Below are 12,287 nucleotides of genomic sequence, written 5' to 3'. Positions count from 1 at the left end.
GTCACACAAAAGGGACATAAGGCTTACTGCTTGCTACGTTGCGGTCCATGACCGCACCGAGCCCCGCCGCCCAGGACGCACCGCCGTCCGGGGCGCCCGTCCCGAAGCGGCGTGGTGTGGAGCTGTCGCTGCTGGTCGGCGCGGTGCTCATCGCCGTGTGCGGTTATGCCGAGGTCGGTCTGGCCCGCAGCGGAGCCGTGCCGCCGGACGCCGCCCGCTACGGCGCCGGGCTCGGGCTGCTCGCGCTGCTCGCGCATGTCGCGGTGCGGCTGCGCGCCCCCTTCGCCGACCCGCTCCTGCTGCCGATCGCCGTCCTGCTCAACGGACTCGGACTGGTCCTCATCTACCGGCTCGACCTGGAGACGCCCGGCGACCGGGCGGCCCCCACCCAGCTCGTGTGGTCGACGCTGGGCGTGGGCCTGTTCATCGTGGTCGTGCTGCTGCTGCGCGATCACCGGGTGCTGCAGCGGTACGCGTATCTGTCGGTGGCGGCCGCGCTCGGGCTGATGACGCTGCCGATCTTCTTCCCCGCCGTGAACGGCGCCAAGATCTGGATCCGGATCGGCGGACTCTCCTTCCAGCCCGGGGAGTTCGCGAAGATCCTGCTGGCCGTCTTCTTCGCCGCGTACCTCGCCGCGAACCGCAACGCGCTCGCGTACACCGGCCGCAAGGTGTGGAAGCTGCAGTTCCCCACCGGCCGCGTCCTCGGTCCGATCGTGGCGATCTGGCTGCTGAGCGTCGGCGTGCTCGTCCTGGAGCGTGACCTGGGCACCTCGCTGCTCTTCTTCGGCCTGTTCGTGATCATGCTGTACGTGGCGACCGGGCGCACCGGCTGGATCGCGGTCGGCCTGCTGCTGGCCGCGGCAGGCGCCTTCCTGGTCGGCAGCCTCGAACCGCATGTGCACAGCCGGGTGCAGGACTGGCTCGACCCGTTCGCCTCGATCCGCGCCGGCGACGGCCCGGGCCAGCTCGCGCAGTCCCTCTTCGCCTTCGCGGCCGGCGGGATGCTCGGTGCGGGCCTGGGCCTCGGGCACTCGGTCCTCATCGGCTTCGCCACCAAGTCGGACTTCATCCTCGCCACGGCCGGCGAGGAGCTGGGCCTGGTCGGACTGACGGGCCTGTTCCTGCTCTACGCGCTGATCGTGGCGCGCGGCTACCGGGCCGGTCTCGCCCTGCGGGACCCCTTCGGCCGGCTGCTGGCCATCGGACTGGCCTCCATCCTCGCCCTCCAGGTCTTCGTCATCGCGGGCGGGGTGATGGGCCTGATCCCGCTCACCGGCATGGCGATGCCCTTCCTCGCCCAGGGCGGCTCCTCCGTCGTCACCAACTGGGTGATCGTGGCGCTGCTCGTCCGGGTCTCCGACTCGGCCCGGGCGCCGCGCCCGGACATGGCGGACACGGGGGTCATCGCGCCGATCGCGGAGGACGTGAAGTGAGGGGACGCGCCGTGGGAGGCTCCAGATGATCCGGTACATCCGCCGAGCGGCCGCCCTGTGCCTGATCCTCCTCGTGGCGCTGCTCGTCAACGCGGCGCGGGTCATGGTCCTCCAGGCGGACGAACTGGACGACAACCCGGCCAACCGCCGGATCGCGATCAGCCGCTGGGGCCAGCCGCGAGGCGAGATCCTGGTGGACGGGCACCCGGTGACCGGCTCCCGCGACAGCGGCCAGCAGCTGCGCTGGGAACGCACGTACAAGAAGGGCCCGTTGTACGCGCCGGTGACCGGCTACGCCTCCCAGACGTACGGGACGACGCTCCTGGAGAACGCGGAGGACGACCTGCTGTCGGGCACCGACCCGATGCTGGCGCCGCTGCCGCTGTGGAACGACCTGAGCCGCGGCCGGCAGCCGGGCGGCGACGTGGTGACCACGATCCGGGCGCGGATGCAGGAGGCGGCCTTCCGGGGCCTCGACGGCAGGCGGGGGGCGGTGGCGGCGATCGAGCCGTCGAGCGGCCGGATCCTCGCGCTGGTGTCGTCCCCGTCGTACGACCCGGGGGTGCTGTCCGGTACGGGCAGCGAGGTGAAGGCCGCCTGGCACCGCCTCAACACCTCCCCCCACCAGCCGATGCTCGCCCGCGCGATCCGGCAGACGTACCCGCCCGGCTCCACCTTCAAGATCGTGACCGCGGCCGCCGCCCTCGACGCGGGCGTGGTGACGGACGTCGACGCCCCGACCGACACGCCGGACCCCTTCGTCCTCCCCGGCACCCGCCAGGTCCTCCCGAACGAGGCCGCCGGCTGCGCGAAGGCCTCCCTGGCGTACGCGATCCAGTGGTCGTGCAACACGGTGATGGCGGGGCTGGGGGTGAAGGTGGGCCTGGACGACATGGTGGAGAAGGTCCAGGACTTCGGCTTCAACGACACGGGCCTGCGGATCCCGTCCTGGGTGGCGAAGTCGAACTTCGACACCGACATGAGCGACGACCAGCTGGCCCTGTCGTCGATCGGCCAGTTCGACACGGCGGCCACCCCGCTCCAGATGGCCCTGGTCGCCGCGGCCGTCGCCAACAACGGCGAGATCGCCCAGCCCCACCTCGTCGAACGCACCACCACCGCGGGCGGCACCACCGTCGACACGACCGGCCGCCGCAGCTACCGCCAGGCCATGAGCCCCTCGACCGCGGTCCGCCTCCAGGACCTGATGGTGCGCGCGGTCGAGGACGGCACCGGCACCAACGCCGCCATCCCCCACGCCCGCGTCGGCGGCAAGACCGGCACCGCCCAGCACGGCCTCGGCAACACCGGCACCCCCTACGCCTGGTTCATCGCCTGGGCCCAGGCCTCCGACTCCGCCCAGCCGGCCGTCGCGGTCGCGGTGGTCGTCGAGGACGCGGAGGCCAACCGCACGGACATCAGCGGGGGCGGGAACGCGGCGCCGATCGCGCGGGCGGTGATGGAGGAGGGGTTGCGGCTGGAGGCGGAGGGGCGGGGGTAGGTACAGCGGCGCACCTTCCCGAGCCCCGCCGAGCGGGCAGAGCGGCGGCAGGGCACGAGTCAGGCGCTCCTCGCCGAGCTGGGGCCGGGGCGGCCTTCCAGCAAGAGCCCACAACGGGCGGGTGTGCCCAGACAAACGGAGGAGCCCCGACCGATTGTCCCCGGTCGGGGCTCCTCGTCATCTATCGGTGACGCGACTTGCGCCGGCTAAGCGGCGGGCCATCGCTCCAGTGCTGTGACGATCTCATCGAGGCGGGCCTCGAAGTCCGCGGAGTTCGTCGCGTCGCGCTCGAACGACTCCCAGAGCCCCAGGAGGTCGTCCACCAGCTCACTTTGACGGATAAGCATGTCCGCCAGTTCGAGCCCCGGCGTTGAGGCCTTGCCGTCGGCGAGCATCCACAGCGTCGCGGCGGCGTCAGCGGAGATTCCCCTTCCGGCGATCTCCACCGCCCGCCACGTCACTCTGCTGTCACCGGCGATCTTCAACAGCGCGTCGAGCGCCTCGGAGTTCCGAGCAGTCATGGTCTGTTTCTCACCTTCTCCGGCCACCACCGCCGCCGAAGAGCCTAGTCGCCCACACCACCGCAAGTCTTCCTTCGGGGAGGTTCGCTCCGCCCGCGTTCAAGACCCGCATGCAGTAGTTGAGGCAGTTGTTGCTCAGCTCGGTGTACGGACCCCACGAGCCATGGTGCTCCCGCGAGAAGGCCAAGGCGGCCCGGGCGTCGGGGATCTCGAACGTGTGGCTCATGATCCCCGCAGGTCCACCCTCCGGGTAATCACCGACGACGGCAGTGCCGGCGTGCGGCATGAGGTGCGTGTGCGTCCAGTCCTCTCCGTCCGTCACTTCGATGCTGAAGTGGTTGCCCGTGCCGTGGTAGTGCAGCGTGGCGAGGCCAGCGACCGGGCAGGACTCACCGTCGTTGTGCGTCAGGAGCGGTACGTTCGCCGCCAGGGCGTAGTACGTATGCGTGTTGCCGACGGTGAGGTTGTGGACGGTCGCCGCCTGGGCGGTCCAGCGCTTGAGCGAGGTGATCTGGACACGGGTGCCGGCGCTGGTCTGCAGCCACTGGCCCGACTTCAGGTCGGTGGCGTCGATCCACTTACGGAGGGCCGGAACCCAGAAGGGGTGACCGTCGGTCGCGGTGACCTGAGCCGTCTTCGAGCCGTGGGCCTTGCCATCGGTGTCGATGGTGATCGTGACCAGGTGCTTGACACCCTGGCCCTTGATCTCCGCGGTGACCGTCTCGACGCGGGTCTCGCCGGTCTTCGGGTCCGTCGCGAGGACCTTGTCGCCGGTCTTGACCAGCTCGATCGGCTTGGTGGAGCCGTCGGCCATCAGCACCTTCGTGCCGGGCACGAAGCTGTTACAACCACCGCCCCCCTCGGCCTTGCCGGAGTCGCCGCTCCCACTGGAGCCGCCGCTGTCGCGGGAGGAACCGCCTGTCTTGCCGCCGGGCTTGCTCGCACTGGCCTTGTCGCCGCCGGAGCTCTTCCCTCCACCGGAGCCCTTGCCTCCACCGGAGCCCTTGCCTCCACTGGAGTGGGAGGAGGACTTCGGTGCGGCCTTGGCCTGGGACTGCTTGTGGGCAGGGTTACCAGTCTTCCGCTTTGCGGCGGCTGCCGCGTCTGCCTTTCGCTTGGCCGCCTCGGCTGCCTTCTTCTTAGCCCTTTGTGCTGCCTCCTTCTTCGCCTTCTCGATGGCGAGTTTCTTGGCTCTCAACGCTGCCGCTTCGGCGGCCTTGGCTGCCTTGAGGACGGCCTCGGCAGCCCGCTTGGCGGCCTTGAACGCCTGGATGGCGTCGATGGTGCGGTTGATCGCCTTCAGGACCGACGGGATCTTGCCCAGCTTCGTCCACGGAATCGCGTCAAGGATGATGCTGCCGCAGGACCACATGTCACCGCCGAAGCAGGCGAGGGCGTCGTTGATGCCGATGAAGTCCTTCAGGGTCTCCCACGCGATGGCCAGGATGACCGAGGTGAGGGACTTGCCCTGCATCGCCTGTGCCTGGGCGACCTGGGCCGCCGACAGACCCGCGCCCGCGAGGGCGGCGGCCCGCTCGGTAGCGGTCAGGGTGATCGCCAGACCCGACGGGTCGTCGAACGTCACCGGGTTGTTGTGGGCGTAGACGTACCCGTTGGCCTGCTGCGGATCGTTCAGGTCCATCAGCGGGTCGGCGGACACGAAGCGTCCGACCACGGGGTCGTACAGACGGGCGCCCAGCGGCTGGAAGCCGGAGGCGTCGTCCCGGACCTTGCCCAGGAAGCCCGTGTGGCTCTGCTGGTTGACGCCGACGGTGCTGGCGCCGCGCTGGTTGCCGAACGGGTCCTGCTTGCGGATCCGCACCGCCATCGTGCCGCTCATCGCGACCTCGGCGTACGTCGAACCCTGGTGGTCACCGGTCAGTGCGACCAGCGCATCGGAACCGGTGCCGTTGGCGTAGCGCATGACCTGACCACCGGGGGTGGAGTAGGTGCGCTGGCTGTTGACCAGGATGCCGCCCTGCTGGACGGTGACCTCGGTGTCGCCCAGGTTGAGCGTCGCCGTCTTGCCCTTGATGGTCAGCAGGCGCCCGCCGTCGGGGCCGTAGATGTGACGGGTGTCGTTCTGCGGCGCCCACAGCTGCGCGGCGGAGGTGCCGTCACAGGTGGCCAGGACGATCGGCGTGGAGTTCGCCGAATTCGCTGCCTGGACCGCCAGGCAAAGACCCGACGCGACATGCGTCAGCTGACCGGCCGTGTTGCGCTTCAGCTCCTGCGCGGCGGTGCCGTTGCACTTCTGCAGCTGGACGGCCGAGCCGGCCGTGTTCGCCGCCGGCTGGACGCACCAGTCGTCGTAGACCGTCAGAGTGCCCCGGTTGGGGTCGGTCTGCGTCCCGCCCACGGGGGCCGGAGTCGGCGTGAACTTCCAGCTCTGCGCCGGCGACGTGTTGCAGGCGTACAGCTGGATCGCCTGCGCGGCAGCCGTGAGACCGCCCTTGAGGTCGAGGCACTTGTCGGCCAGGCCCACATACGGGGTCTTGCCGCCGGTACCCGCACCGATGATCCGGTCGACCTTGCCGTCGTACGTCCAGGACAGCGTCTGCTTGTCGCCGTTCTGGATGGAGGTGATCTGCTTGGTCTCGCCCGTGAGCTCGTACAGACGCTCGGCCTCGGCCTTGACCTGCGCACCCGCGGGGGTGGTGTAGGTCTTCGACACCTTCGTCAGGGTGTGCGGCTGGGAGCCGTCCGCCTTGCCGTAGGCGTAGTCGGTCGTGGCGTCCTTGGCCGTGTTCCCCGACAGGTCCTTCTCGACGAGCTTCTTCCGGTTGCCCAGAAGGTCGTACTCGTACTGCTGCCAGTAACCGGAGCTGTCCGAGCCGGCAGCGACGTTCAGGGTGCCGTCGGTGTTCTTCGGAGTGGTGCAGGCGGTCTGGTCCTTGGAGGTCCAGGCCTCCTTCAGCTGGCCCAGCGGGTCATAGCTGAAGCACTGGCGCTCCTCGATCCCGGTGGCCTGCTCACGGATGCCCGTGACGTTGCCGGAGGGGTCGTAGGTGTAGGAGCGGTTGGAGACCAGGTTGCCGGAGACGACCGAGGGGTCGGCCTTCTCACGGTAGACCTGCTGGTTCTGCAGCTCACCGGTGGACTCGTCGTACGAGTTCTGGGCCCACACGCGGTACGGCATCGCGCCCAGGGTGGAGCGCATGACCTGGCCGTACGGAGAGTAGACCGTCTCCGAGCCGTACCAGTCCTTGCCGGAGATGGAGACCGGCTTGCCGTCCTTGTTGTAACGGACGACCAGCTTCTCCGGGTCGAACTTGCCGGCCTTCGGCAGGGTGGCCTCGTCCACCATGCCGTTGTCGGAGTAGGTGTAACCGTAGGTGTAGTCCTTCTGCAGACCCCACGTGCTGACGATGGAGTCGGGCAGGGTCAGCGTGGTCGAGGTCGGCTGGTAGTCCTTGGTGTAGCCGTTGACCTTCTGGACGTACGCCAGGCCGTCGGTGTAGCGGGTGGCGGTGGCGGGCATGCCCTTGCCGCCGGGGGCCGAGTCGTAGGTGAAGTCGGCCAGGACCTTGCCGTTGGCGTCCGTCTCGCGCTGCTGCTTGGGGCGGGACAGCTCGTCGTAGCTGTTCCACACGGTGCCGCGGGCGTTGGTGACGGTCAGCGGGCGGTCACGGTGGTCGTACTTGGTCACCGTGGTGCCGGTGTCAGGATCGGTCGCGGTCTCCATCCGGCCGCGCTTGTCGTACGTCCACGTCCACGGGTGGGTCGGGTCGGCCGACGCGGTCGCCTTGGCCACCTGGCCGCGGGCGTCGTACTCGTAGCGCGTCGACGTGAAGCCGCCGGGCGCCGCAGGGTTGAAGGAGTCCGTACGGACGGTGCGACCGATCGCGTCGGTGTAGACCCGGTAGGACGAGGTGCCCTGCGGGTGAACCACCTTCGACCAGTCCGTGCCGTACTCGTAGCGGACGGCCTTCTCCGGAACTTCCTGGGAGATGGCCTCGGTCGTGCCGGGGAGCTTGACCTTGAGGACCGGCATCTCCTCCAGCACGCGGCCGAGACCGTCGTACTTGTACCGGGTGATGTTCGGCACCGTGGTGTCGGCGGGCGGCGTGAACAGCTCACCGCTCGGGTCGAGCTCGTTCAGGTAGGCGTTGTTGGTCTGGTAGACCTCACCGGCGCTGTTGTACAGCGTGTCGGTGATCAGACGCCCGCCGCCGTCCGCCTGCTCCTGAGACTGCCGCTCACGACCCAGACCGTCGTAGATCGTGACGGACTTCTCGACCCGGTTCTCGTAACCACGCGAGTACGTAGTGACGTACGGAGGCTTGCGGATCTTGCCGCCGTTGGGGTCGTTCGGGTCCGGCGCCTCTTCCGGGATCACGTACTCGGCACGGAAGTCGGCCACCCCCGTACCCGAGGTGCGGCCGGGGGCCCAGGCCTCGGCGAGACGGCCCAGCGGGTCGTAGATCGCCTCGCTGACGTTGCCGTTGGCGTCGGTCGTCTTCAGCGTGACCGCGCGGCCGGGCTCCAACTCCTTGACCTGGGACTGGCCCAGCGGGTTCGTCTCGGTGATCTTGAACACCTGACCCGTGGGCGGGTCGAAGGTGATCGTCGACTCCTTGAGGTCCGGGTCGATCACCTTGGTTACCCGGCCGACAGCGTCGAACTCGCTCTTGTCGTTGGCCTGGAATCCGGTGCCCGTGCCATTCAGCGACCACGACTCGGTGGCCAGACCGCGCGTCGTGGAACCGAGAGCGGTGCCGTAGGCCGTGTTGTCGTAAGCCGTACGGGTGCCGGCGCTCAGCGTGGTGAGGTCGGTCCAGTTGGCGTCGGCGCACGTGGTCGGCGAGGCAAGGACCTGCTTCGACAGACCGATCAGGTTCTTGTCCGTGCGGTGCAGGTACTCGAGCTTGGTGCAGGACTCGTCACCGGTCTTGCCGGTGTCACCGACGGACTCGACGAAGGTCGGCAGACCGTACGTCGACTCGTAGGTCGTGTTGGTCTTGACCGTCCGCAGCGTGCGGGTGTCGTCACCCGTACCCGAGGACTTCGTGTACGCGATCTCCTCGGGCTCGGTCACCCGCCACGCCTGCAGCGGGGTCAGGCCGTCGCCGAGGTCGCGGCGGGCGAGCTCGGTCGCCTCCGGGATCGTGATGCTGCGGGTCAGCCAGTTGGTGTCCGCGTCCGTCGCGTTGCTGTAGGAGAGCTCCTCGGCGATGCGGCCGGCGAAGGCCTCGCGGTCGTAGACCGTCTGACCGTCCGACGTCTTGATGACGTTGCCGTGGACGTCCTTCACCGGAACGGTGTCGCCCATGCCCCGGAAGAAGCGGGTGACCGCCTTCGTCTTCGGGCCCTCGGCGCCGGGGACCTCCTCGGCGGGCGTGGTGCCCTCGCCGCTGTCGGCCGCGACCTTCTTCTCACCGGTGATGACGGTGGTCTGCTCGAAGCCGGCGAACTGCGAGTAGGTCCGGGTGGACTTCTTCGTGAACTCGGCCTCGGCCAGCTTCCAGCCGGCGTTCTTGTAGTCGTACGAGGTCAGCGTCGAGAACGAGCCGTCGACGTTCGGCAGCTCCTCGATGGAGTCGACCACGTACTTGTTGAACCAGTCGATGTCCTCGATCTCGGCGTCCGGGTGCCAGAACGAGGGGTAGCACAGGCGCGTGTTGGACTTCAGCAGCGCGGTGTCGGTCTTGCCCGGCAGGTTCGTGCCGGCAAGGCAGTCACCCTCGCGCTTCTTGTACGTGACGACCGTTTCGCCGCCGTACTCGTTGACGACACGGGCGATGCGCAGGCGCGAGAAGCCGGGACGCGGGTCGGTCGCGCCGCTGCCGCCGCGGTAGACGCGGTTCGGCATGTCGTCGGAGTTCGACTCGAAGCGCACCGGGTTCAGCTTCACCGAGGCGTCGGTGGAGCCCTTGCGGGCGTAGCCGGTGCGCTGGATCGACTCAAGCCACAGCGCGGTGTTCGCGCCCGTCTTCAGGACCGGGAAGCTCTGCTTGAGCTGGTACTCGTCGACGACCTGACGCGCGGTGGTCGTGGTGAGGCGCTGCGCGGAGGTGGTGATCTTGTCCAGGCGCTTGCGGGTCCAGAACGTCGGACCCGCGTTCCAGCACTTACGGGTGTACGTCGAGGTGACGGCCTTGCAGTTCAGGTCGGCCGGGGTGTCGTACCAGATGCGGTACTTACCCGGGTCCTTGTCCGTGAAGTTGTCGACCGTATCCGTGTCGTCCGTGCAGGTCAGCGTGTACTCGGGCGTGACCTCGTCGTAGCAGCGCTCGGCGACGGTGAAGCCGATGCGGGCCGGGGCGGTCGCGGAGAAGATCGAGTCCTTGCGCTGGCCGTAGTAGATGTGCGACAGGTAACCGCCGCGGTCGTACTTGACCGGACCCTTGAAGTAGAAGTTCTTCGCGTAGTAGTTCTGCTCCTTCTTCCACCACAGGGACATGGCGTTGCCGTGGATGTCCTCGACGTAGTCGAGGTTCCAGCGCCAGGCCTGGAGGCAGGAGGACTTCTTCCAGTCCTCGGTGGTCGTGCCCGCGTAGCAGGGCTCGCCCGGGTGGTTGCCGTAGACCGGCACCGCGAGGACGGAGTCGGTGTACGGGTCGTCGGCGGAGGTGCCGTTGTCCGACCAGCCCGGCAGCTTGTTCAGACCGAAGTGGTAGCGGGTGCCGTCCTTGGTCGTGACGACCCAGTACTCGCCGTCCGCGTCCTTCAGCCCCGAGCGCGGGTCCTTGGACGTGTCCTTGATCCGCTCGATCTTCGAGCCGTCACCGTTGGCGGTGAACCACTGGCCGACGGGCTTGCCGTCGGTGCCGAGCGGGCCCTTGTCCTTGTCCCACACGAGCTCGGTGGTCATGCCGCCCAGGGAGAGGGTGGCGTTCTCCGAGCCCCAGCACAGGTCGGCCGTCTTGTGGGTCGTGTTGTTCGCGCCGGCCTTCTTGGAGTCCTGGCGGCAGTTGTTGTACGTCCGGGTGATCGAACCCGGGTTGTAGTCCCAGCCGTCGCCGATCCAGGAGGCCTGGTTGTTCGTCGCCGAGGTGCGGCCGTCGACCGACTGCGAGTTGTACGACAGGTTGACCTTCGGCATCAGGCCACCGGCGGTCTCCGGGGTCTGCACCTCGTACGAGTAGGTGAACGCGCCGTTCGACGAGCCGGCCGCCCAGGAGCCCGAGGACAGCAGCGGCGAGGCGGTGAAGTCACCGGACGCCGAGGAGCCGGTGTCCATGGCGCCCACGACCTGACGGCCCGAGCCGTCCACGACCTGGCGGCCGTCCGTCGAGAGGGAGGCCTTGCGCGCCGAGGCGCCCGAGACCTTCGACGCGGCGCCCGCGTCCGGCAGCAGGTTCGCGACCGGCACGGTGCCCGAGAGGATCTGGCGGGTCGCGGAGCTCTTCGCTCGGGTCGCCTTCAGCTTGGTCTTGGCCGCCGGCACCTCCTTGACGGTGCTGCGCAGCCGCTCGGCCTGAACGTCCGGCTCGTCCTTGCCCGCCATGGTCTCGACGCCGGTGTCCGGGGCGCAGTCGCCGCTGTCCGGGGTGTCCAGGACACAGTTCGGCAGCAGCACCAGACCGAACCGCTCGGCGGCCAGCTGGCCGTAGCGGTCCTTGAAGTCGGTGGTGTCTACGTCCAGCAGCACCTGGGCGGCAGGGTCCGCGGTCGCCGGGGGCACGATCTCCATGACCATGCCCGGCACGCCCGATTCCTCGGACGTGGTGGTCGACTTGATGGCGACCTGCCAGTCACCGGCGATCGTCGCCGGGTCCTGACCGGCCGGCACACCGACACCGACGGGCAGCGGCACCGAGGTCGACGCGTTCACGACCTGGACCGTGGTGCCGGGCGTCGCCGTGGACGGGTCCGCCTTGCCGGCGTCCGCCGCCCACGGGTCCACGGCCACCGGCGTGTACTCCGTGATCGGCTGCTCCGGCGCCGTGCTCAGCGTCTTCGGAGCGTCGGCGTCATCGGGCAGTGTGGTGCTCGGCGGGATGTCGGGGAGGTCGACCTGAGAGGTCGTCTCCTCACGGGACATCCCGTCGCCGGGGACGGCCAGGGCCTGCGAGCCCAGGCTTGTCACCGTCAACGTCGAGGACAGCAATAGGACGGTCGCCGTGCGGCTTCGCCGACGGCGCCGTCGTTGTGACTCTGTCAGGGCTAGGCGATTCCGCCCCAGCCATGACAGTGGACCTGAAGCACGCATACGCGTCGACTCCCACCCAGACGAACAAGACAACGGAGGTGCGGAAACACCAAAGAGCACGCACCTGCTTCAGGCGCGTGCGTGCGCACTCTCTGTCATGCCGCCGACGCTTTCAAGATCGAGCATGGCGATCGCAACGATGTGAAGGTGAGATTCGCCACGGTGCACTCGCAAACAGAGCACCACACTGGCGATCTTTCCGATAGATCGGACACCCGGGGCATCGGGCGCCTAACGGCCAGTCAAATGGTGCCATTACCCGCAGCCTGACTAGGCATCGGATCCTTTCACAAACCTATGTAACGTCTTCATAAAACCTTTAGATATGGACGCGGCATGGCGCTCGTGTGATCGTGTGCGCGCCTGTGCCCCGTGGTCTGGACCCCGGGGCTGTCTGTGCTGTCCGAAATCCTCTGGTTCCTACGGGAGTAGACCGCCGTGCCAGCGCCGCCTCGTCTTCTCAGCCCATTCGTGCGCACGCGCACACGGCTGAGCCTCACTCTCGGCCTCGTTCTGGCCGCACTCACCGCCGCGCTCCTGCCCTGGTGGCAGCCGAGCGGGCCCACCTCCGCCAACGGCGGCACGTCCGCCACCGATGCCCTGCAGGCGTCGACCGGCCCGCGTGACGAGGCCGCCGCCGCGGCCGAGGCCAAGCGGACCGGGAAGAAGGTGCT

4 protein-coding genes are annotated in these 12,287 nt (G+C 68.7%); 2 read left to right on the top strand and 2 right to left on the bottom strand.

The window, feature by feature from the left end:
- The first annotated feature begins 47 nt into the window (after nucleotides 1–47).
- The gene (locus ACIGXE_RS28760) at nucleotides 48–1,436 is read left to right on the top strand and encodes an FtsW/RodA/SpoVE family cell cycle protein (RefSeq protein WP_399751796.1); all 1,389 of its coding nucleotides are present in this window, start codon (nucleotides 48–50) and stop codon (nucleotides 1,434–1,436) included.
- A 25-nt stretch (nucleotides 1,437–1,461) separates the two neighbouring features.
- Nucleotides 1,462–2,937 carry a penicillin-binding transpeptidase domain-containing protein gene (locus tag ACIGXE_RS28755; protein ID WP_399751795.1) on the top strand — a complete coding sequence of 492 codons (1,476 nt, stop codon included), beginning with the start codon at nucleotides 1,462–1,464 and terminating at the stop codon, nucleotides 2,935–2,937.
- Nucleotides 2,938–3,143: 206 nt separating this feature from the next.
- Here ACIGXE_RS28755 and ACIGXE_RS28750 read toward each other — a convergent pair whose 3' ends face one another.
- A complete protein-coding gene (locus ACIGXE_RS28750; RefSeq protein ID WP_399751794.1) occupies nucleotides 3,144–3,458 on the bottom strand; it encodes a hypothetical protein in 315 nt (104 codons plus the stop codon).
- A 10-nt stretch (nucleotides 3,459–3,468) separates the two neighbouring features.
- On the bottom strand, nucleotides 3,469–11,490 hold the full coding sequence (locus ACIGXE_RS28745) for a ricin-type beta-trefoil lectin domain protein (protein WP_399751912.1): 8,022 nt from the start codon (nucleotides 11,488–11,490) through the stop codon (nucleotides 3,469–3,471).
- Between the last annotated feature and the right edge of the window lie 797 nt (nucleotides 11,491–12,287).

It is taken from the genome of Streptomyces sp. NPDC053431, from assembly GCF_044544925.1.
In the GTDB taxonomy this organism is placed as follows: Bacteria; Actinomycetota; Actinomycetes; order Streptomycetales; family Streptomycetaceae; genus Streptomyces.
Note: the sequence above shows the minus strand (reverse complement) of the source record. Positions and strands in the feature narration are given on the sequence as shown.